Origin of the sequence: Pseudomonas sp. StFLB209 (genome assembly GCF_000829415.1) — a bacterium.
In the GTDB taxonomy this organism is placed as follows: domain Bacteria; phylum Pseudomonadota; class Gammaproteobacteria; order Pseudomonadales; family Pseudomonadaceae; genus Aquipseudomonas.
Genome location: NZ_AP014637.1, coordinates 4813712 through 4836489, shown reverse-complemented (window position 1 = coordinate 4836489; position 22778 = coordinate 4813712). Strand labels below are relative to the sequence as shown.

The window sequence follows — 22778 nt, the reverse complement described above, 5'->3', positions numbered from 1 at the left end:
TCTATAACGGTTCAAGGTCGCCAAGATGAGCAATTTTCATGTAAATGCCCGAGCAACGCTAAAACGGTCGTGCTTTGGTATTATTTCGGCCTTTCTTTATACGGCCTTTTCATCTGTGGCCTTTGCTAGGTAGCCCTCAATGTCTGATCGCAGCGCCCGCCATCAAGCTCTCCTGAATGCTCTGCAACAGAGGATCCTGATCCTCGATGGCGGCATGGGCACCATGATCCAGAGCTACCGGCTCGAAGAGCAGGATTATCGCGGCGCGCGCTTTGCCGACTGGCCCAGCGACGTCAAGGGTAACAACGACCTGCTGCTTCTGACCCGCCCGGACGTGATTGGTGCCATCGAGAAGGCTTATCTGGATGCCGGTGCCGACATCCTTGAAACCAACACCTTCAACGCCACCAAAGTGTCCCAGGCCGACTACGGCATGGAAGCGCTGGTCTACGAGATCAACGTAGAAGGCGCACGTATCGCCCGCCAGGTGGCCGATGCGAAAACCCTCGAAACCCCGGACCGCCCGCGCTTCGTCGCCGGCGTCCTCGGCCCGACCAGCCGCACCTGCTCGATTTCACCGGACGTCAACGACCCCGGCTATCGCAACGTCACCTTCGACGAACTGGTCGATAACTACACCGAGGCCACCCGTGGCCTGATCGAAGGCGGCGCCGACCTGATTCTGATCGAGACCATCTTCGACACCCTCAACGCCAAGGCGGCGATCTTCGCCGTGCAGCAGGTGTTCGAAGAAGACGGCGTTGAACTGCCGATCATGATTTCCGGCACCATCACCGACGCCTCGGGCCGCACCCTGTCAGGCCAGACCACTGAAGCATTCTGGAACTCGGTGCGCCATGCCAACCCGATCAGTGTCGGCCTGAACTGCGCGCTGGGCGCCAAGGACCTGCGTCCGTACCTCGAAGAGCTGTCGAACAAAGCCGACACCCACGTCTCGGCGCACCCTAACGCCGGCTTGCCAAACGCGTTCGGTGAATACGACGAAACCCCGGCACAGATGGCCGAAGTGGTCGAAGAGTTCGCCGCCAGCGGCTTTTTGAACATCATCGGCGGTTGCTGTGGCAGTACGCCTGCGCACATCAAGGCGATCGCCGAGGCCGTGGCCAAGCATGCGCCGCGCGTGATCCCCGAGATTCCCAAAGCCTGCCGCCTTTCGGGCCTTGAGCCGTTCACCATCGATCGCCAGTCGTTGTTCGTCAACGTCGGTGAGCGGACCAACATCACCGGCTCGGCCAAGTTCGCCCGGCTGATCCGTGAAGAGAACTACACCGAAGCACTGGAAGTGGCCCTGCAACAGGTCGAAGCCGGTGCCCAGGTGATCGACATCAACATGGACGAAGGGATGCTCGACTCCCAGGCGGCCATGGTCCGGTTCCTCAACCTGATCGCTGGTGAGCCGGATATCTCGCGAGTGCCGATCATGATCGACTCCTCGAAATGGGAAGTCATCGAGGCCGGCCTCAAATGCATTCAGGGCAAGGGCATCGTCAACTCGATTTCGATGAAAGAAGGCGTCGAGGCATTCAAGCATCACGCCCGGCTGTGCAAGCGCTACGGCGCTGCCGTGGTGGTGATGGCCTTCGACGAAGTCGGCCAGGCCGATACCGCCGCACGCAAGCGCGAGATCTGCCAGCGCAGCTACGACATTCTGGTCAATGAAGTGGGCTTCCCGCCGGAAGACATCATTTTCGACCCGAACATCTTTGCCGTGGCCACCGGCATCGAAGAACACAACAACTACGCCGTTGACTTCATCGAAGCCTGCGCCTACATCCGCGACCATCTGCCATTCGCTCTGTCGAGCGGCGGGGTCTCCAACGTGTCGTTCTCGTTCCGCGGCAATAACCCGGTGCGCGAAGCCATCCACTCGGTGTTTTTGTATCATGCCATCCAGAACGGCCTGACCATGGGCATCGTCAACGCCGGCCAGCTGGAGATCTATGACGAGATCCCGGCGGCGTTGCGTGAGAAGGTCGAAGACGTGGTGCTCAACCGCACCCCGGAAGGCACCGACGCGCTACTGGCCATCGCCGATGACTACCGTGGCGACGGCAGCACCAAAGAAGCTGAAACCGAAGAGTGGCGCGGCTGGCCGGTCAACCAGCGCCTGGAGCACGCCCTGGTCAAAGGCATCACCGCGTTTATCGTGGAAGACACCGAAGAGTCGCGGCTGTCGTTCAATCGGCCGATCGAGGTGATCGAAGGCCCGTTGATGGCCGGCATGAACACCGTCGGTGACCTGTTCGGCTCAGGCAAGATGTTCCTGCCCCAAGTGGTGAAATCCGCCCGGGTAATGAAACAGGCCGTGGCCCACCTGATTCCATTTATCGAAGCCGAGAAAGGCGACAAGCCCGAAGCCAAGGGCAAAATCCTGATGGCCACGGTCAAGGGTGACGTGCATGACATCGGCAAGAATATTGTCGGCGTGGTGCTGGGCTGTAACGGCTACGACATCGTCGACCTTGGGGTGATGGTGCCGGCCGAGAAGATCCTGCAGGTCGCCAAAGAGCAGAAGTGCGACATCATCGGCCTGTCCGGGCTGATCACCCCGTCGCTGGACGAGATGGTCCACGTCGCCCGTGAAATGCAGCGCCAGGACTTCCACCTGCCGCTGCTGATCGGCGGCGCCACCACCTCCAAGGCGCACACCGCGGTGAAGATCGAGCCGCGTTACAGTAACGACGCGGTGATCTACGTCACCGACGCCTCGCGCGCCGTCGGCGTGGCCACCCAGTTGCTGTCCAAAGAGCTGAAGCCGGACTTTGTCGAGAAAACCCGCGAAGAATATGTCCAGGTGCGTGAGCGCACCGCAGCGCGCAGCAGCCGCACCGAGCGCCTGCCCTACGCCGCCGCCGTGGCCAAGAAGCCGAAGTTTGACTGGGCCGGCTACACCCCGGCAGTGCCGACGTTCACCGGCACCCGGGTGCTGGAAAACATCGACCTCAATGTGCTGGCCGAGTACATCGACTGGACGCCGTTCTTCATTTCCTGGGACCTGGCCGGCAAGTACCCGCGCATCCTCACCGACGAAGTGGTCGGCGAAGCGGCCACCGTTCTGTTCGACGATGCGCAGCAACTGCTGCGTAAACTGATCGACGAACAGCTGATCAGCGCGCGCGCGGTGTTCGGCTTCTGGCCGGCCAACCAGATCAACGATGACGACCTGGAAGTCTACGCTGACGATGGCCGGACTCTGGCGACCCTGCATCACCTGCGCCAGCAAACCATCAAGCCCGATGACAAACCGAACCTCTCGCTGGCTGACTACGTGGCACCGAAAAGCAGCGGCGTGACCGATTACATGGGCGGGTTCATCACCACCGCCGGCATCGGTGCCGAAGAAGTGGCCAAGGCCTATCAGGACAATGGCGACGACTACAACGCGATCATGGTCAAGGCCCTGGCCGACCGACTGGCCGAGGCCTGCGCCGAGTGGCTGCACGAGCGGGTGCGTAAAGAGTACTGGGGCTATGCCGCCGACGAGCAACTCGATAACGAAGCGCTGATCCGCGAGCAGTACCGCGGTATCCGCCCTGCCCCCGGCTACCCGGCCTGCCCGGACCACACCGAGAAGAGCAGCCTGTTCAACCTGCTCGACCCGTTGCCGGCCGGCACGCCGATCCACACGGCTGGCAAAAGCGGGGTGTTCCTCACCGAACACTACGCCATGTTCCCGGCCGCGGCGGTCAGCGGCTGGTACTTCGCCCATCCGGATGCGCAATATTTTGCCGTGGGCAAGGTCGACAAGGATCAGGTCGAAAGCTACACCGCCCGCAAGCAGCAGTCGCTGGAAGTCACCGAGCGGTGGCTGGCACCGAACCTTGGCTATGACGAATAACCCGTAGGAGTGGCCGGGCGGCGATCCGCTTTAGCCGCGAAGGCTTCCCGGCTAAAGCCGGTCCTACGGGGGTTGCGGGTTTGTTGCACGACAGCGTGGCGCCGGGGCGGCGGATCAAACCGCCTGGACCGTGGCCAGTTGCTCGCCGTCAAGCCAGGCGCCGATGTCGCTGGCGCGCATGGGTCTGGAGAACAGGTAGCCTTGGGCCCAGGCGCAGCCAAGGTTTTTCAGGGCATCGAGTTCTGCGGCGGTTTCCACGCCTTCGACGATGCATTCGAGCTGCATGTCCTGGCACAGGGCAATCAGCGACTTGACGATCTTGAAGCTGGCCGGGTCGAGGTGGATGTTGGTGACGAAGGTGCGGTCCACCTTCAGTTTGGTCAGCGACAGCGCGTGGATCTGGCTCAGGCTGGAATAACCGGTGCCGAAGTCGTCGAGAGAAATACCGCAACCCAGTTCACGAAACCGGCTGATCGCTCGCTGGGTCTGCGCCAGGTCCTGGATGACCGCGGTTTCGGTGATTTCCAGATCGAGACAGGCCGGGTCGAAGCCGCTGTTGCTGATCAGCTCGACGATCTGCTGGGCGGCGTCCTCGGAACCACAGTCGTGGGCGGACAGGTTAAATGACAGGCGCATGCCCGCAGGCCATCTCGCGGCCGCCTCCAGCGCCTTGCTGAGCAACGGCAGCGTGAGGCGATTGACCATGCCGACGCGCTCGGCAATCGGGATGAAATCGCCGGGCGGCACGTTACCCAACTCCGGGCTTTCCCAGCGTGCCAGGGCCTCGAACGCGACGGTTTGCTCACGGCGAATGTCCACGATGGGCTGGAACACCACGTAAAACTCACCCTCCAGATCGGCCCTGCGCAGGGCCTGCTCGGTCAGCCCTTCGCGATTGAGCTGCTGGCGATGGGCTGCGCTGAACAGGCAGACCGTGCCGGGGCGGTGGCGCTTGCTCTGATACAGGGCGTAGTCGGCGTACTCATACACTTGCGTGGCGCAGGTTGCGTGATCCGGGAACGTCGCAATGCCCAGTGAAGCACTGATCTGAATCGGAATGTCGACCAGCAGAAACGGCTCGCGCATGCTGGCGCAAATGTTCTCGCCAACCCCAAGTAACTGATCGTCGCTCATGGACTGAGTGAAGATCAGACCGAACTCGTCACCGCCCAGCCGGGCCAGGTGCACCTCTTCATCAAGCAGCCCGGTCAGGCGCTGGCCAACCTGATAGAGCAGCTTGTCACCGATGCTATGGCCATATAGATCATTGACCGGCTTGAAGCCATCCAGGTCGATCAGCCCCACGGCCAGGCGAATCTCCTGCTCGCGAGCGCGGGACAGCAGCGTATCGAGGCGGGAAAAGAACTGCCGCCGGTTGGCCAGCCCGGTCAGGCTGTCCTGATTGGCCAAGTGAAGGTTTTCCTCGCTGAGTTTTGCCGTATGCGCCTGCATGTTCACCAGCCGGGTGAAGTCGGCGTACTGCGCCTTGAGAATGACCAGCATGGCGATCGACACCAGCAGGACGTCAATCGCAGTGGCAACGAAGGTAATGATATTGGTGGACGCGAAGAACACCACGAACGCTGTGTTGACCACTGCTGTGGTGGCCAGCGCGGCTGGCAGCAGGTGCATCATGCAAAAAATGCAGCCGATGACGGTGATCGCCATATAAAAGGCGACATGCGCCTGGGTATAGCTGTCGCCATAGGGAAACAGCGCCAGCGACCAGGCGGTAAACGCCACGGCGACAAACGGCGCGAGCATATTGGTGCGCTTGAGCGCCGTCAGCATCTGCGCCGGGCTGCAGGTGCGCTTGCGCGTGCATATCCATTGCGCCGCACGAACCACGCCGAACAAGGTCATGATCGACGGGCAATACACCACCAACCAGCGCGGCGCGACCGCAAAGTGAGTGCCGGCCAGCATCAGGGTGTTGATCAGCAGGATGAAATACATCATGGGCAACTGGCGAGACAGCGCGATGTACTGCGCCTTGACCAGACCAGGGTTGTCCTTGGGTACGGACATCAACGCTCGCACGCCCAGCAGTGTTTTTTTCATCAGGCGACGCTCTGAAAATACAGCCAGATAAATAACCGAGCGGATGATCCTTTCCAGCCTGGATCGAGCAGGACTGAACTCTGCCCTCATGGGATCGTATCGGCCGATCCTGTGGTTTCTGCAACCCTTAAGACTAGTGGCACTTTGATTTCGTTCCCTTCCTGCCCGCATCGCAGGTATCGAAGTGGTACGGTTTGTTACCGTCGGGCATCCGGCAGCGGTTGTACGTCGCCTGCCCCGGCAATACCTCCTCTGCGCGACTACCCTGCCTGACACATGCCTGCGCAGGGCAATCCCATGTACCTCTCTATGCACCTCCAGACTCCGCCACCTGAAGAACCCGACCCGCCCGGCTTCTGGCAGATGCTGCACAGCGTTCTGGCCGCGGCCTTCGGCGTGCAAAGCAACCGCAACCGCGAGCGCGACTTCGCCCACGACAAGCCCTGGCACTTTATCGTGCTCGGTGCCGGCTTCACGCTGGTGTTTGTCTTGGGGTTGTTGTTGATTGCGCGGCTGGTGCTTTATTTCGTCGGGGCCTGACTGGCAGGCAGCATATGCCGCAAGGCGAATGGCGAATCGCCGGGCGTGGCAGGCCTGGTAAACACCTGCGGGTCGACCCGGTAACTGTCGCCTCTGGCCGCCTCCAGCAGGCGCACGGTTTCGCCTGGTTCCACCAGTTGCAGTACATCGATCTCACGCTCACCCAGTGGCATTGGCCCGCCCACCCGCTGGCGGTCATAGTCACTGAGCAACACCAGTGCCCAGCCTCCCAGGGTGAAGTGCCCACTGGCCACTGCCGACAGGCGACCATCGAGCAACGCCTGCAATGATTCGGGAGTGCCGTTGATCGCACTGAACAACACGTCTCGACCGGCGACGCCGCCGATTTCTGCCAGAGCGTCCATGGCGCCATAGGCCATTTGCTCGTTGGCGGCCCACACCAGCCGGGTGTCCGGATAGCGTTTGAACAGCGTGCGCGCCTGCTCCAGCGCCCGGTCGCGGCGCCAGACACCCAGCACCACCTGACGCAGGTTCACTTCAGGGTGTTCAGCCACTGCCCGACGCATGCCTTTTTCCCGCAACAGCGACACCGGGGTGGCGTTGGTGCCGGAGAAGGCCAGCATGTCGACACTCTGCCCTGGCGCCAGCGGGCCAAGTTGCTTGATCAGACGCTTGGCCGTCAGATACCCGCCTTGCTCGTCGTTGCCGAGCAGGCTGCCGAGCAGGTCCGGGTAACGTTGCGACAAATCACCGAGAATCCGCCGCTGATCGAGGCTCAGGGTGTTGTTGACCAGCAACAACTTCACCCCGCTGCCTTCGGCCAGACGCAGGATTTCCGGGGCCACGTTCAATTCGTTGGAAAACACCAGATAATCGGGGCGCTGATCGCCTTTGAGGGTCTGCCGCGCCAGATCGACCTGGGTGCGTGTGTCGCGGTCGGAGAACTCCACGCGCAATGCCATACCGGTTGCATCCGCAGCGGCCTGCATGACTCGCGCGTAGCTGTTCCAGTAACCATCAGACGCAGGGCCCGGGCTTAGAAATACCACTGACGCCGCCCAGCCAGAGCCACAGCCCAGCGCGCACAGCATCACCAGTGAGCGGGCCAGCCAGCCCGCTCTCGCTGTTGAAACCTTGACCGCCGATAAATCCTTTACCAAGGGTGGCCGTCCGCTCCACGGGGGGTTGAACCCTGTTTATCGGCGGGGCACGGCAAAAGCTGAGAGCGGCGGTAGCAGAGCCGGCGCGCTACTGACCACTGACCCAGAAGACTCCCGCCCCCGCTACCAGCAATATAAGAAAGAAGATCGCCCAGGCATCGACTGAACTGTCGGATTTTCCAGCTTTGTGTGGGTTGCTCATCGCATCGCCTTTTATCGGTCTTGTGGAGGAATGCAGATGGAAAAATAAGAGATAGGTGCAGTTAAGACGTCCTTTAACCATACTTCAAGTGCGGGCATGACCGATGGCGTGATGCATATCGCTTTTAGCGATTTGCATATATATAAACATCACTTTTACCGATATCAGCAAGCTGGTATCTTCGCCACCGCTCCGCATGGAGTGCGCGACCGTGCGCGCAGAAGCAGAATTGTCCAGATGGTGCCGGACCCGGAGCAGCCCCACCCGAATGGGACGTGACCGGCCACCGCGCAGCATTATTGAAGCCTGAGAGCAGGACCTATATGTACGTATACGATGAGTACGATCAGCGAATCGTCGAGGACCGCGTCAAGCAGTTCCGTGACCAGACCCGCCGCTACCTGGCCGGTGAGCTGAGCGAAGAAGAGTTTCGGCCACTGCGGCTGCAGAACGGCCTGTATGTCCAGCGTTTCGCGCCGATGCTGCGCGTGGCGGTTCCTTATGGTCAGCTGAACTCGCGCCAGGCGCGCATGCTGGCCAAGATCGCCCGTGACTACGACAAGGGCTACGCCCACATCAGTACCCGCCAGAACGTCCAGTACAACTGGCCGGCACTGGAAGACATCCCGGATATTCTCGAAGAGCTGGCCACCGTGCAGATGCACGCCATCCAGACCAGCGGCAACTGCCTGCGCAACGTGACCACCGACCAGTTCGCCGGTGTGGCGGCCGATGAAGTCATCGACCCGCGCCCCTGGTGTGAGATCGTGCGCCAGTGGACCACCTTCCACCCTGAGTTCGCCTACCTGCCGCGCAAATTCAAAATTGCCATCAACGGCGCGGCCAGCGACCGTGCGGTGATCGAGATGCACGACATCGGCCTGGAGCCGGTGCGCAACGAAGCCGGTGAGCTGGGCTTCCGGGTACTGGTGGGTGGCGGCCTGGGCCGTACCCCGGTGATCGGCGCGTTCATCAACGAGTTCCTGCCGTGGCAGGACCTGTTGAGTTACCTGGACGCCATCCTGCGGGTCTACAACCGCTATGGCCGTCGTGACAACAAGTACAAGGCGCGGATCAAGATCCTGGTCAAGGCATTGACGCCTGAAGTGTTCGCCGAGAAGGTCGAGGCCGAAATGGCCCACCTGCGTGGCGGCCAGACCACCCTGACCGAAGCCGAACTGCAGCGCGTTGCCAAACATTTCGTCGACCCGGCCTACAAAACGCTGAGCAACCAGGATGCGGAACTGGCCGCACTGGAAGCCGAGCATCCGGGCTTCGCTCGCTGGCGTATTCGCAACACCCTCGCGCACAAGAAACCCGGCTATGTGGCTGTTACGCTGTCGCTCAAGCCTACCGGCGTAGCACCAGGTGATGTCACCGACAAGCAGCTCGACACCATCGCCGACCTGGCCGACCAGTACAGCTTCGGTTTCCTGCGCACCTCCCACGAGCAGAACATCATTCTCGCTGACGTTGAACAATCGCGACTGTTCGAGCTGTGGAACGTGCTGCGCGAAAACGGCTTCGCAACGCCGAACATCGGCTTGCTCACCGACATGATCTGCTGCCCGGGCGGTGATTTCTGCTCGTTGGCCAACGCCAAGTCGATCCCGATCGCCGAATCGATCCAGAGCCGTTTCGACAATCTGGACTACCTGTTCGACATCGGCGAACTGGACCTGAACATCTCCGGCTGCATGAACGCCTGTGGTCACCACCACGTGGGTCATATCGGCATCCTGGGCGTGGACAAAAAAGGCGAAGAGTTCTACCAGGTGTCGCTCGGCGGCAGCGCCAGCCGTGACGCCAGCCTGGGCAAGATCCTTGGCCCGTCTTTCGCCCAGGAAGTCATGCCTGACGTGATCGAGAAGCTGATCAACGTGTACATCGAAAAACGTACCGAAGACGAGCGCTTTATCGACACTTACAACCGTATTGGCATCGACCCTTTCAAGGAGCGCGTCTATGCAGCGAATCATTAAGAACAACGAAGTCGTCGATGAAACCTGGCACCTGCTGCCCAAGGACACGACCTTTGACAGCCTGTCGAACTGCGACGATCTGATCGTACCGCTGGTGCTGTGGCGTGAGCACGGCCATGCCCTCAAAGCCCGCGACGGCGGCCTGGGCGTGTGGCTGGACAGCGATGAAGAAGCCGAGGAAATCGGTGATGACGTGCAGCACTTCCAGGTCATCGCCCTGAATTTCCCGGCCTTTACCGACGGACGCAGCTATTCCAATGCCCGACTGTTGCGCGATCGCTATGGTTTCAAGGGTGAACTGCGCGCCATCGGCGATGTGCTGCGTGACCAGTTGTTCTACCTGCGCCGCTGCGGCTTCGATGCCTTTGCCATTCGCCCGGACAAAGACCCCTATGAGGCGCTGGAGAGTCTGAAGGACTTCTCGGTGACTTATCAGGCCGCCACCGACGAACCGCTGCCGCTGTTCCGTCGTCGCTGATCGCTGTTGCTGTACTGCAAAAGCCCGGCCCCTGTTGAAGGGGCCGGGCTTTTTTGTTGGATGTTTTGCTGTTGTGGGAGGCAGCTCTGCTGGCGAAGCACTCTTGCCATTTCGAGCGATGGAAAATCCCTTTTCGCAGCGTCTGGGCGGCAGGTTTCGCCCTGCCGGGCGACCTACTTTTTTCTTGGAAAAAGTAGGCAAAACCGCCTGCTCCTGGCTTGGCCCTTCGGGTTCCCTCGCTCCGGTGCCGATTTGGCGGTCGGCACGATGGGCATCCCTGCCCAGCGTGCCTAAAACCGGCTTCCCTGCCGGTTTTCCCACCAAATCGACACCTCCACTCGGCCAGCGCCCAAGTCGCGATTGGCGTCGTCTGTGCCATCTGTGCTCAAAGAAACCAAAAGTGACCCGCTGTAAAAGTGGAAAGCTGACTAAAGACCAACATCAATGTGGAGGATGTACACCAACAACAACACAATCCACCTATAAGTCAGGACCAAAACCGCTGCTGGCTCAACCGCTCCCACCAGCGCAGCGCAATGCCATCCAGCGAAACCGCCGCCGCCATGCCGACCCGCTCTTGCAGGCTCTTGCGCTGGGCGTAATGCAGGTGGAAGACCTCGGCATCCTTGGCCTTATCGGCCAGGTACTCGTCGCTGGTCTTGAGTTCGTCGACCAGTTGCTTATCCAGCGCCGCCATCCCCAGCCAGACCTCGCCGGTGGCCACTTCATCGATGTCCAGTTGCGGGCGGTAGCTGGCGACAAAGCCCTTGAACAGTTCGTGGGTGATTTCCAGGTCCTGCTGGAACTTCTCCCGGCCCTTTTCGGTGTTTTCGCCAAACACGGTCAGGGTGCGCTTGTATTCACCGGCGGTCAGCACCTCGAAGTCGATGTCGTGTTTTTTCAGCAGGCGGTTGACGTTGGGCAGTTGCGCCACCACACCGATGGAGCCGAGGATCGCGAACGGCGCGCTGATGATCCGGGTGCCGATGCAGGCCATCATGTAGCCGCCGCTGGCCGCGACCTTGTCGATGCAGATGGTCAGCGGGATGCCGGCCTGACGCACCCGCGCCAGTTGCGAAGATGCCAGACCGTAGCTGTGCACCAGACCGCCGCCGCTCTCCAGACGCAGGACAACTTCATCCTGGTCAGTGGCCAGGCTCAGCAGTGCGGTGATTTCATGACGCAGGCTCTCGGTGGCCGAGGCCTTGATATCGCCATTGAAGTCCAGCACATAGACCCGCGACCTGGCCTCGGGCTGCTTCTTTTCCTTCTTCAGCGCTTTGCTCTGCTCTTTGCGCAATGCCTTGAGCCGGGCCTTGTCGAGCAGCGAATGCTCCAGACGCTCACGCAGCCCCTTGTAAAAATCATTGAGCCGGGTGACCTGCAACTGCCCGGCCGTCTTGCCACGCCCTTTACTGCGCAGCGAAGCGATGGCAACCAGTACCACCACAATGGCAACCACCAACGTGACGGTCTTGGCCAGAAAGCTGGCGTAATCGGCAAAAAAATCCACGGCGACTCCTTGATTGCTGGCGCGCTCTCTATAGCGGGCACGCGATGAACAAGCATACCGAGCAGGCCGATCAACCACCAGCCGACAAACGTGTGCAAACATTGAAACAGCTAATTCAAACAGCTGTATGATTTCAGGTTGACAGGCCCGTGCCATGCCCCTAACCTCGCCTGCACCTGCACATTGCGGGACGATACCGATGGCAGCCGCTCGCACGAGCGCAGCCCACTTCCAATAAGGATCGACACATGACCTCAGTAGCCGATGCAGTCCAGAAAATGCACGCCAAGTTCAATCCTGACGCCGCCAAAGGCCTGGATCTGATCTTCGGTTTCAACGTCACCGACGAAGACAAACACTTTGCCCTGATCATCAAGGACAGCACCTGCCAATTGCAGGAAGGCGAAAACCCTGACGCCAACGTCACCCTGATCATGGACAGCGAAACCCTCAAAGGCATCGTCAGCGGCGAGACCGACGGCATGCAGGCGTTCATGGGCGGCAAGCTGCGCATTGAAGGCGACATGATGCTGTCGATGAAGCTCAGCGAGCTGTTCCCGCAGTAATTTGGCAGGGAAAACAAAAAACCGAAGCCTGCGTGCTTCGGTTTTTTTATGCCTGCTTAACGGGCATGAAGAGCAGTTCGCCCGTAGGAGCGGCTTCAGCCGCGAAGGATGCGCAAATGGTGGTTCGCGACTAAAGTCGCTCCTACGCACTATTACGCGCATCCACACAATCGCTGAAATCCGGGAGTAACCATGGCCAGAACCACCCTGTTCGATCTCGACGGCAAGATTGCTCTGGTCTCCGGGGCCAGCCGGGGTATCGGTGAGGCGATCGCCCGGCTGCTGGCCAGCCAGGGCGCTCATGTCATTGTCAGCAGCCGGCGCCTGGAAGGCTGTCAGCAGGTAGCCGCGAGCATCATCGCCGACGGCGGCATGGCTACTGCGCTGGCCTGCCACATTGGCGAACCGGAGCAGATCGAGCAACTGTTCGCCATGATTCGCGAACGCTTCGGGCGGCTGGACATCCTGGTCAACAACGCCGCCACCAACCCGCAGTTCTGCCATGTACTGGACACTGACCCTGCTGCCTTTCAGAAAACCGTCGACGTCAACATTCGCGGCTATTTCTTCATGTCGGTGCAGGCCGGCAAGCTGATGCGCGAGCACGGCGGCGGCAGCATTATCAACGTGGCCTCAATCAATGGTGTTTCGCCCGGTGAGTTCCAGGGTATCTATTCGATCACCAAGGCGGCGGTGATCAATATGACCAAGGTGTTCGCCAAGGAGTGTGCGGCGTTTGGCATCCGCTGCAATGCCCTGCTACCAGGCCTGACTGACACCCGCTTCGCCTCGGCATTGGTCAGCAACCCGGCGATTCTCGACCAGGCGCTGGGTCATATCCCGCTCAAGCGTGTGGCCGCGCCTGATGAAATGGCCGGTGCGGTGCTGTATCTGGCCAGCGCCGGGTCAAGCTATACCACTGGCGCGATACTGAATGTCGATGGTGGGTTTCTGTCCTGATCGGGGTGCAATAACTGACGTCAATCTGACAGCGGCCGGTTATGAGAGGTAGAATGTCGGCCCTTCAGGGCAGCCATTGCGCCCCTCTGCCGACAAGTCCTTGCCATGCCTTTTGAACTCAGTGTTGACCCCCTCACGCTTGCCGTGCTCGCCGTCGTGGCTTTTGTGGCCGGTTTCATCGATGCCATTGCCGGCGGCGGCGGATTGCTTACCACGCCTGCGTTAATGACCGCCGGCCTGCCGCCGCATATGGTGCTTGGCACCAATAAGCTGTGTGCCACCTTCGGCTCGGCCACCGCCAGCTTCACCTATTTCCGGCGCAAGCTGTTCGATCCCTCGCAATGGAAGCTGGCGTTGATCAGCACCGCCATCGGCGCACTGCTGGGTGCGGTAATCGCCCATTACCTGCCTGCCGAGTGGATCAACCAGATGCTGCCGCTGATCGTCTTCGGCTGTGGCCTGTACCTGCTGTTCGGCGGTACGCCCAAGGCGCCGACCGACAGCAACGCGCCGATCAAACAACTGCGCCAGATCCCGCAAGGGCTGGGCCTGGGCTTTTACGATGGCGTGGCCGGCCCCGGCACCGGTGCGTTCTGGACGGTCAGTACGCTGATGGCATACCCCATCGACCTGGTCAAGGCCAGTGGCGTGGCGCGCAGCATGAACTTCGTCAGCAACGCCATGGCCCTGACCGTGTTTGCCGTCTCGGGTCAGGTGGATGTGATTCTTGGTGTGCTGATGGGCCTGGCGGTCATGGCCGGCGCTTACTTCGGCGCCGGCACGGCAATCAAGGGCGGTGCCAAATTCATCCGCCCGGTGTTCATCATCATGGTCCTGGCGCTGACCGTGCGGCTAGCCTGGCAGCACTGGTTCGGCGGCGCCTGAGCGGCGCGCCAGGTACAGCTCGATCAGGTGGCGGGCAATCGAGCGGCTGGCCGGTAGCGGCGGCAGATCAAAGATGCTGAACCAGCGGGCATCTTCGATCTCGTCGGGCTGCGGGACAATCTCGCCGCTCTCGTACTCGGCATGAAAGCCAAGCATCATCGAGTGCGGAAACGGCCAGCACTGGCTGCCCACGTACTGAATGTCACGCACCTTGAGCTGCACCTCCTCCATCACCTCACGGCGCACGCAGTCTTCTGCAGACTCGCCCGGCTCGGCAAACCCGGCCAGGGTGCTGTACACGCCGCTGACGAAACGCGGCGAGCGCGCCAGCAGCACTTCATCGCCGCGGGTGATCAGCACGATCATGCTCGGCGCAATACGCGGATAGAAGCGCAGCTCATCATCGGCGCAGTACATCGCGCGCTCGCCTGGCACCTGCACGGTGGGCTTGCCACAGGCGCCGCAGAAGCGGTGCTCGCGAGCCCAGGTAGCGATCTGCGCGGCGTAACCCAGCTTCTGGTAGACCGCAAGATCGCCCTCCAGCATGAACTGGCGCAGACCTTGCCAGGCCAGCCCTTCGAGCTCTACGGCGCGCTGCAGCACCCAGACATACACCGGCTCACCATCGAAATGGCCGATGCCATGCTCACTGAGCAGCGGCAATTGCAGGCCGGCCAGCCATTGCCTGGAAAACAGCACGCCCTCTTCACTCAGTAAAAAGCCCTGCGGGCTGCATACCACGGCACGTCCGTCAGGCAATTGCGGGTCGAGCACGGCGGTGGTCCAACGGCGGGTCATCAACACACTCCTTTCCAGGCCGGGTTCAATCGTCGAACACCGGCTTTTGCTTGTTCATCTGTGCCAGCATGGCCAGCTTGAGATCGGGCGATTGCAGCATGGACGCGTTCCAGATGGCAACGTGTTCCAGGCCATCATTGATCCGGTGATCGCGCATGTAATCGATCATGCGCTTGGTGCCCTCAATGGCCAGCGGCGATTTTTGCGCAATCTGCCGGGCCAGGGCCATGACTTCTTCAAGCAATTGCGCTGGGTCGGTAAAAACCCGGTTCACCAGGCCAATACGCTCGGCCTCGGTAGCATCGACGGTGCGCCCGGTGTAAGCCAGCTCGCGCAACAGGCCATCGCCGATGATGCGCGGCAAACGCTGCAAGGTGCCGACGTCGGCGGCCATGCCCATGTCGATCTCGCGGATGGCAAATTGCGCGTCCTGGGCGGCGTAACGCATGTCACAGGCAGCGATCAGGTCGATGGCACCGCCCAGGCAATAGCCCTGAATAGCCGCCAGTACCGGTTTGCGGCATTCGGCCACAGCCGTGAAAGACGCCTGCAACTGCTCGATCTTGCGCCGCAGCAGCCGCGCGTTACGCCCGGCGTCAGCGCCCAGCTCGCCCGCCACTGCGCCCAACAGCGCCAGATCGATCCCGGAAGAAAAGTGCTTGCCGGCGCCACTGATCACCACGGCGCGGATCTCATCGTGTTCATCGACCCAGTGGAAGATCTCGACGATCTCGCGCCAGAACGCCGCATTCATCGCATTGAGCTTGTCTGGCCGATTGATCTGCAGATGAGCGACCTTATCAACGAGCTGGACATTGAAAGCTTGATAGTCAGACATGAATGAACCTCTGGCGGGCTAGGCAACGTCGCCGGACTATAACAAGGCAGCCATGACCGTCGTAAGGCGACGCTTGTGCCATTTGCCGGACCGCTTCAAGCGCCTCACCCAAAACAACCTGGCGACTGCCCGGAACCCGTACCCGCGCCCGGTGTCCAGAGACTACGCAGCTAAACTGGCCAGGTAGTGGCTGATCGCGCCGAGTATCGAGAGGGCATTCATTGAGTACATCCAAGGCAGCAACCGGCATTGATGGTCTGGACAACATCCTCAGCGGCGGACTTTCCCGCGGGCATGTGTTTCTGCTCGAAGGCGAACCCGGCACCGGCAAGACCACCGTGGCGTTGCAGTTTCTGCTGGCCGGTGCGCAGGCTGGCGAGACCTCACTGTACATCACGCTCTCTGAAACCGAGGGTGAGCTGCGCGACAGCGCCCGCTCCCATGGCTGGGAGCTGGACGGATCGATCGCAGTCTTCGAGCTGACCCCGCCAGAAAGCCTGCTCAGTGCCGAGCAACATCAAAGCCTGTTGTATTCCTCGGACCTGGAGCTGGGTGAAACCGTGGCTCAGGTATTTGCAGCCGTCGAGCGGATAAAGCCGTCGCGGGTGGTGATCGACAGCCTCTCTGAAATCCGCCTGCTGGCCCAGAGCTCGCTGCGCTACCGGCGCCAGGTACTGGCCATGAAGCATTATTTTGCCCGTTTCGATACCACGGTGCTGCTGCTTGACGACCTGACCACTGATGCTCTGGACAAGACCGTGCACAGTGTTGCCCATGGCGTGATTCGCCTGCAGGAACTGACCCCGGCCTACGGTGCCGAGCGGCGCCGACTCAAAGTGATCAAATACCGCGGCCAGAAATACCGTGGCGGCTTTCATGACTTCACCATTGCCCAGGGCGGCATCCAGGTGTTTCCACGCCTGGTGGCGGCCGAACACCGCAGCAATTATCAGCGCCAGCAGTACACCAGCGGCATTCAGGAACTTGACGACTTGCTCGGTGGCGGCATCGACAGCGGATCCAGCACCCTGATTCTGGGGCCGGCCGGCACCGGCAAGTCGCTGACCGCGCTGGTATTCGCCGTGCAGGCCATGGCCCGTGGCGAGCGCGTCGGCCTGTTCGTTTTCGATGAAGAGCTGGGTTTGTTGTACGAACGCATGCGCGCCATGGGCATCGACCTGCAGGCGTTTCAGGATCAAAACCGGCTTTGGGTCGAACAGGTGGATGCTGCAGAGCTGTCGCCCGGTGAATTCTCCCATCGGGTACGCCGCTGCGTTGACCAGCAGCAGATCAAGACGGTCATCATCGACAGCCTCAATGGCTATCAGGCCGCGATGCCGGAAGAGAACGCGCTGGTGCTGCACATGCACGAGCTGTTGCTCTACCTCAATCGCCAGGGCGCTTCGACGTTCATGACCATTGCCCAGCATGGCCTGGTCGGCGATATGCGCACCCCCGTTGATATCACCTATCTGGCCGATACGGTCATCCTGCTGCGTTACTTCGAAGCCATGGGCGAAGTACGCCGGGCGATTTCCATTATCAAAAAACGTACCGGCACCCATGAGTCAACGATCCGTGAATACAAGATCGGCCAGGCCGGCCTGCGCATCGGCACTCCCCTGCATGCGTTTCAAGGCGTATTACGCGGGGTACCCAGCTACTTTGGCGACAACCATCCGCTGTTGCAGGATGACCAGACGTGATCCCGGCCTTTTCCGAACGTGCGATCATCCTGGCCCCTAACGGGCGCGACAGCCAGATAGCGATCAACATCCTCAGCGAGGCGGGTTTACGCGCCAAAGCCGTGCAAGATCTTAATGAACTGGCCACTGAGCTGAGCCTTGGTGCGGGGCTGGCGATCATTGCCGACGAGGCGCTGCGCGGCGCCGACCTCAACCCGTTGCTTGAGCTGCTGGCCAGACAACCGCCCTGGTCGGACCTGCCGGTGGTCTTGCTGACCCGCCATGGCGGCCCGGAGCAAAACCCCTCGACCCGGCTGGGTACGCAACTGGGCAACGTCAGCTTCCTCGAACGGCCCTTTCACCCCATGACCCTGGTCAGCCTGGTGACCACCGCCGTACGCGGGCGCCGCCGCCAATACGAGGCCAGGGGGCGTATGGATGATCTGCTGGAAAGCGAAAAGCGCTTGCAGAACGCCTTGACCGCAGGCCGTCTGGGGTCCTGGCAACTGGAGACCGAATTTCTGCAACTCAGTTGCTCGGCGATCACCCTGGCGCATTACGGTCGTCACGAGCATACCCTGTTCAGCTATGACGACTGGCTCGATGCGGTCTATGCCGAAGACCAGCCACGCATGCAATCAGCCTTGCAGCGCAGTCTCGATACCGGCGCCGATTTCATTATCGAGTATCGCAACCTGTGGCCAGACGGCTCGCTGAATTGGGTGGATGTGCGGGCCCGGGCGATCCGCGGCGAGAACGGCCAGATCACCGCGCTGGTCGGCGTCACCTCCGATATCAGCGAACGCAAGCAGGCCGAAGTACAACTGCGGCGCCTTAACGAGACCCTTGAACAACAGATCGAAGAACGCACCGTCCAGCTTCGCCAGAATGAAGAAGCCTTGCGCCAGTCGCAGAAAATGGAAGCGGTCGGCCAGCTTACCGGCGGCATCGCCCATGACTTCAATAACATGCTCACCGGCATCATCGGCAGCCTGGAACTGCTGCGTCGGCGTATTGCTCGCGGGCGCACCGATGATCTCGGCGGCCTGATCGATCTGGGGGTGACGTCGGCCAATCGCGCCGCCGCCCTCACCCACCGCTTACTGGCATTCTCAAGGCGCCAGTCGCTGGACGCCAAACCGGTTGAGATGAATCATCTGATCAAGGCCATGGATGAATTGATCCAGCGCAGCGTCAGCGAAAGCATTCAGCTCGATATGCAGTTTGAACCCCGGTTATGGACCGCCGAGGCCGACCCGAATCAGCTGGAAAGTGCACTGCTCAATCTGGTGCTCAATGCCCGCGATGCCATGCCGAACGGCGGCCGGTTGCGCATTGAAACGCGCAACCAACGCCTGGAGCGGCGCTTCACCGATGCCCATGAAAACCTGTTGCCCGGTGACTATGTATTACTCAGCGTCAGTGACAGCGGCAGTGGCATGCCCGAGCACATCGTCAACCGCGCCTTCGACCCGTTTTTCACCACCAAGCCCATCGGCCAAGGCACCGGCCTGGGCTTGTCGATGATCTATGGCTTCTGCAAGCAATCACGCGGCCATGTTGCCATCGACAGCGAAGTTGGCCGTGGCACCACGGTGAAACTGTTCCTGCCGCGCTACAGAGGCCAGCAAGAGGACGATCAACTGACATTCCAAAGCGCCGCCAGCTATGCCAGGGCCGGAGAAACCGTGCTGATTGTCGAGGACGACCCGGCCGTACGGCGGCTGGTCAGCGAGGTACTCAGCGAATTGGGCTATGCCTTCGTCGAGGCCGCAGACGCACCTTCGGCACTGCCGCTGCTGGAGTCAGAGACGCGTATTGATCTGTTGATCAGTGATGTCGGCTTGCCAGGCATGAACGGCCGCCAACTGGCGGAAGTTGCCCGCCAGCTACGCCCTGGCCTGAAGGTGCTGTTTATTACCGGTTATGCCGAACATGCGGCAGTCAGAGGCGAGTTTCTTGGCAGTGATATGCAGATGATCAGTAAGCCCTTCGCCTTCGACCACCTGACCGCCAAAGTGCGCGAGATGATCGAGGTCTGACCCCCACGCCAGCCCGAGACCGTCGCCGGTCTCTGCTGGCCGGCTCAGGCCAGCAGCTTCTCGATCTGCGTATGCAGGGTTTCCATCGTGAACGGCTTGGCCAGAATCGGCGCCCGGGTAGCAATCGGGCTGCCGGACTCGGCGATTTCCGCCGGGTAGCCACTAATGAAAATGACCTTCAGATCCGGGCGCAGCTTGACCGCTGGCTCAGCAATCATCACCCCGGAAATACCGCCCGGCAGGCGGTAGTCAGTGATCATCAGGTCAAGGTGTGGCCGGGTAGCGAGAATCTCGAACGCCTGCTCGCCATTCTCGGCCTGTAACACACGATAGCCCTCGCCGGACAGATAATCGGCCAGCAGCATCATGATCAGGGGTTCGTCTTCGACGATCAGTACAACGTCTTGCGCATCAACGCTCATGGAACGGCCTTCAATCTTCAAATAGCTGCCAATACGACCACGGTGCACGGCGGAGGTTGCGCAGATTGCCTGACAATTTACGATTGCCGTGCAAAAACCGGCCCCCAGCCTGTTACGCCTGCGGCAGGGCTATGACCCTGCGCACCACCAAGGCATATAACCGCCTGTTAAACGACCGGCTGCAACGGCAGGCAGAGGCTGAACGTCGAGCCCTTGCCCTCCTCGCTCTCCACCAGTAGCTCACCGCCATGGGCCATGACGATCTGTTCGGAGATAAATAGTCCAAGCCCCAGCCCGGCGACTGCATGGCCGGCGTTGACGCGTTCGAATTGCTGGAAGATCCGCGCCTGATTCTCGGCGGAAATACCAATGCCCTGGTCCGTCACATCGACCCGCGCCTGGTTGCGGCGGCTGTCGACGTAGACCCTGACGACAATCGGCTTGCCGGCGCCATAACGCAACGCATTGGTCAGCAGGTTGGCCAGCACTTGTTCAATACGAAACTCGTCCCACACGCCGATGACCGCCTCACAGGTGGTCAACTGCAGGCTGCAGCCGGCTGCCGCCACTTGCGCGGCAAAACTTTCCAGCAAGTTACCGACCAGTTCACCGAGATCAAACGCGCTGGTGCGGATCGACAATTTGCCGGTGCGGATCCGCGAGACATCGAGCATGTCTTCGATCAGCCGGATCAGGCTCTGAATCTGCCGCTCGTCACGCTCGACCATGCCGCGCAGCTTGTCCATGCTGAACGCCGCTTCGTTGTTCTTGGCCAGATGCAGTTTGCGCAACTGGGTTTCCAGAATCAGCCCGTTGAGCGGCGTACGCACTTCGTGAGAGACAATCGACATGAAATCGTCGCGCATGCTCACGGCGCGCTGCAGCTCGGCCTGGGCGCTCTGCAGTTGCTCCAGCAGCACCTGCTGTTCCTGGCGGGCCTGTTCGAGCGCCTCGACTTGTTGCTTCATGGCCTTGCGCTGGCGGTACAGCTCGACGAACACATTAACCTTGCTCTTGACCGCATGGATGTCCAGCGGTTTGTGCAGGAAGTCCACCGCACCACTTTCATAGCCCTTGAACGCATAGTTCATCTCGCGACCGGCAGCGGTGACGAACACGATGGGAATACTCTTGGTCTTTTCTGTGCCGCGCATCATCTCGGCCAGCTCGAAACCGTTCATGCCGGGCATCTGTACATCCAGAATCGCCAGCGCAAACTCATGCTGCAACAGCAGCGACAACGCGGCATCGGCCGACAGCGCCTTATAAACGATGCGGTCTTCACGGCGGATCAACGCTTCGAGGGCCAGCAAGTTCTCCGGCAGGTCGTCGACGATCAGCAGTTTTGCCTGGATCTGACTCAGCATGCAATTCGTTCCAATTGGGTCAGCAAGGCCCTGATCTCGGACAAGGGCAACAGGTAATCGGGGGTCTGCAAACGCAGCCCGGCTTCAGGCATGGCCCGCGCTACAGCGGTCTGCGGGTTCTGGATCACGGTCAGGCCGCCAAACGTCTTGATCCGCGCCAGGCCACGGGCACCATCATCATTGGCACCGGTCAGCAACACACCGGCAAGCCCTGGGCCATAGGCGTCGGCTGCCGACTCGAACAGGATGTCGATACTGGGGCGCGAGTGAAACACTTTGTCTTCCTGACTCAACGATAGACTCAGATCATCCTCCACCGACAGGTGATAGCCCGCCGGCGCGAAATACAGAGTGCCGGCAACGATAGCTTCCTTGTCCCGCGCCTCACGGACCGCAATCGGCAACCGGCTCTGGAATACCTGAGCCAGCTGACTATTGCGTTGTTCCGGCAAATGCAGCACCACCAGAATCGGCAGGCGAAAGCCGGCCGCGATGCCTTGGGTCAGTGTGAGCAAGGCCTCGACCCCACCCGCTGACGCACCAATCACCACCGCCTGCACAACCGGCAGCCCGCCAGCAGCGTGCTCATCGAAGTGGGTTTTCATGACTTGCGGTAGATCCGTTCCGGCTTGATCAGCGTCTCGAACACGTCGCTGTAGGCCGAGAAGTCCAGTGTTTCCTTACTGCCCAGCGACAGGAAACCGCGATGACACAGCGATTCATGGAACAGCCCGAAAGCCCGATCCTGGAGCTTCTTGTTGAAATAAATCAGCACATTGCGACAAGAGATCAGGTGCGTTTCGGAAAATACGCTGTCGGTCGCCAGGCTATGGTCAGCGAAGGTGACGTTCTCGCGCAGGCTCTTGTCGAAGATCGCGTAATCGTAGGCCGAGGTGTAGTAGTCCGACAGCTCGCCCTGACCGCCGGCCAGTCGGTAGTTCTGCGCCCAGCCGCGTACGCTGTCCAGCGAGAAGATGCCTTGCTTGGCCTTGTCCAGCGAATAGGGATTGATATCGGTGGCGTAAATAATGGTGCGCTCCAACAGGCCTTCTTCACGCAGCAAAATGGCCATGGAGTACACCTCCTCACCCGTGCTGCAACCGGCAATCCAGATTTTCAGCGATGGGTAAGTGCGCAGCAGCGGCACCACTTCCTGACGGATCGCCAGAAAGTGTGACGGGTCACGAAACATCTCACTGACCGGGATGGTCAGCCATTGCAGCAGTTGCATGAACGCGGCCGGGTCGTGCAGCACACGCTCTTGCAAGGCCGAGATGGTGCCGCACTCGAACTGACGCAGGGCATGTTGCACCCTGCGTTTGATCGAAGCACCGGAATACTCGCGAAAATCGTAGCTGTATTTGAGGTAAATCGCCTCAATCAACAAGCGCAGCTCGATATCGACGTTTTTGTCATAGGACATGTACAAACCTGAGCAGGTAAATCAGCGTGCTGCTTT

Annotated in this window: 18 protein-coding genes; 9 read left to right on the top strand and 9 right to left on the bottom strand. The window is 60.6% G+C overall.

The window, feature by feature from the left end; all coding sequences use genetic code 11:
* The first annotated feature begins 139 nt into the window (after window positions 1-139).
* Window positions 140-3859: a methionine synthase gene (metH, locus tag PSCI_RS21790; protein ID WP_045490944.1), complete on the top strand. Its 3720-nt coding sequence runs from the start codon at window positions 140-142 to the stop codon at window positions 3857-3859.
* A gap of 114 nt (window positions 3860-3973) precedes the next feature.
* Here the strand turns inward: metH and PSCI_RS21785 are convergent, their stop codons facing one another.
* Complete coding sequence (locus tag PSCI_RS21785; protein ID WP_045490943.1) at window positions 3974-5920, bottom strand: putative bifunctional diguanylate cyclase/phosphodiesterase; 1947 nt, start codon at window positions 5918-5920, stop codon at window positions 3974-3976.
* Between the two features lie 309 nt (window positions 5921-6229).
* Here PSCI_RS21785 and PSCI_RS21780 point away from each other — a divergent pair, with 309 nt between their 5' ends.
* A complete protein-coding gene (locus PSCI_RS21780; protein WP_045490941.1) occupies window positions 6230-6460 on the top strand; it encodes a DUF2970 domain-containing protein in 231 nt (76 codons plus the stop codon).
* On the opposite strand, the gene PSCI_RS21775 is transcribed toward PSCI_RS21780, so the two are convergent.
* Window positions 6442-7512 (bottom strand): ABC transporter substrate-binding protein, encoded by a 1071-nt coding sequence (locus PSCI_RS21775; protein ID WP_045490939.1) that lies wholly within the window; start codon window positions 7510-7512, stop codon window positions 6442-6444. The genes PSCI_RS21780 and PSCI_RS21775 overlap by 19 nt on opposite strands.
* 594 nt (window positions 7513-8106) lie before the next feature.
* On the opposite strand from PSCI_RS21775, the gene PSCI_RS21770 reads away from it, so the two are divergent.
* Window positions 8107-9765, top strand: a complete 1659-nt coding sequence (locus PSCI_RS21770; protein WP_045490936.1) for a nitrite/sulfite reductase — start codon at window positions 8107-8109, stop codon at window positions 9763-9765.
* Window positions 9749-10243, top strand: a complete 495-nt coding sequence (locus tag PSCI_RS21765; protein WP_045490934.1) for a DUF934 domain-containing protein — start codon at window positions 9749-9751, stop codon at window positions 10241-10243. The genes PSCI_RS21770 and PSCI_RS21765 overlap by 17 nt, the downstream gene beginning before the upstream one ends.
* Before the next feature lie 487 nt (window positions 10244-10730).
* Here the strand turns inward: PSCI_RS21765 and sohB are convergent, their stop codons facing one another.
* On the bottom strand, window positions 10731-11756 hold the full coding sequence (gene sohB / locus PSCI_RS21760) for a protease SohB (protein ID WP_045490932.1): 1026 nt from the start codon (window positions 11754-11756) through the stop codon (window positions 10731-10733).
* Window positions 11757-12004: 248 nt separating this feature from the next.
* Between sohB and PSCI_RS21755 the strand changes: the two genes are divergently transcribed.
* The 3 genes from PSCI_RS21755 to PSCI_RS21745 all read left to right on the top strand — a co-directional run bounded on the left by PSCI_RS21755 (window position 12005) and on the right by PSCI_RS21745 (window position 14167).
* The gene (locus PSCI_RS21755) at window positions 12005-12322 is read left to right on the top strand and encodes an SCP2 sterol-binding domain-containing protein (protein WP_045490930.1); all 318 of its coding nucleotides are present in this window, start codon (window positions 12005-12007) and stop codon (window positions 12320-12322) included.
* 192 nt (window positions 12323-12514) lie between these two features.
* Window positions 12515-13282: an SDR family oxidoreductase gene (locus tag PSCI_RS21750; RefSeq protein WP_045490928.1), complete on the top strand. Its 768-nt coding sequence runs from the start codon at window positions 12515-12517 to the stop codon at window positions 13280-13282.
* Between the two features lie 105 nt (window positions 13283-13387).
* Window positions 13388-14167, top strand: a complete 780-nt coding sequence (locus tag PSCI_RS21745) for a TSUP family transporter (protein ID WP_045490926.1) — start codon at window positions 13388-13390, stop codon at window positions 14165-14167.
* On the opposite strand, the gene nudC is transcribed toward PSCI_RS21745, so the two are convergent.
* Window positions 14135-14965, bottom strand: a complete 831-nt coding sequence (gene nudC, locus PSCI_RS21740; protein WP_045490924.1) for an NAD(+) diphosphatase — start codon at window positions 14963-14965, stop codon at window positions 14135-14137. The genes PSCI_RS21745 and nudC overlap by 33 nt on opposite strands.
* A 25-nt stretch (window positions 14966-14990) precedes the next feature.
* Entirely contained in the window at window positions 14991-15803 is an 813-nt protein-coding gene (locus PSCI_RS21735; RefSeq protein ID WP_045490922.1) for a crotonase/enoyl-CoA hydratase family protein, read from the bottom strand.
* Between the two features lie 221 nt (window positions 15804-16024).
* Between PSCI_RS21735 and PSCI_RS21730 the strand changes: the two genes are divergently transcribed.
* Window positions 16025-17509 carry an ATPase domain-containing protein gene (locus tag PSCI_RS21730; protein ID WP_045490920.1) on the top strand — a complete coding sequence of 495 codons (1485 nt, stop codon included), beginning with the start codon at window positions 16025-16027 and terminating at the stop codon, window positions 17507-17509.
* A complete protein-coding gene (locus tag PSCI_RS21725) occupies window positions 17506-19530 on the top strand; it encodes a response regulator (RefSeq protein ID WP_045490918.1) in 2025 nt (674 codons plus the stop codon). The genes PSCI_RS21730 and PSCI_RS21725 overlap by 4 nt, the downstream gene beginning before the upstream one ends.
* 44 nt (window positions 19531-19574) lie before the next feature.
* Here PSCI_RS21725 and PSCI_RS21720 read toward each other — a convergent pair whose 3' ends face one another.
* The 4 genes from PSCI_RS21720 to PSCI_RS21705 all read right to left on the bottom strand — a co-directional run bounded on the left by PSCI_RS21720 (window position 19575) and on the right by PSCI_RS21705 (window position 22742).
* Window positions 19575-19952, bottom strand: coding sequence for a response regulator (locus PSCI_RS21720; protein ID WP_045490917.1), 378 nt, complete (start codon window positions 19950-19952; stop codon window positions 19575-19577).
* A gap of 167 nt (window positions 19953-20119) precedes the next feature.
* Complete coding sequence (locus tag PSCI_RS21715; protein ID WP_045490916.1) at window positions 20120-21319, bottom strand: hybrid sensor histidine kinase/response regulator; 1200 nt, start codon at window positions 21317-21319, stop codon at window positions 20120-20122.
* Window positions 21313-21924: a chemotaxis protein CheB gene (locus PSCI_RS21710; protein ID WP_045490915.1), complete on the bottom strand. Its 612-nt coding sequence runs from the start codon at window positions 21922-21924 to the stop codon at window positions 21313-21315. The genes PSCI_RS21715 and PSCI_RS21710 overlap by 7 nt, the downstream gene beginning before the upstream one ends.
* Window positions 21921-22742 (bottom strand): CheR family methyltransferase, encoded by an 822-nt coding sequence (locus PSCI_RS21705; RefSeq protein WP_045490914.1) that lies wholly within the window; start codon window positions 22740-22742, stop codon window positions 21921-21923. Before PSCI_RS21705 ends, PSCI_RS21710 begins: the two co-directional genes overlap by 4 nt.
* Between the last annotated feature and the right edge of the window lie 36 nt (window positions 22743-22778).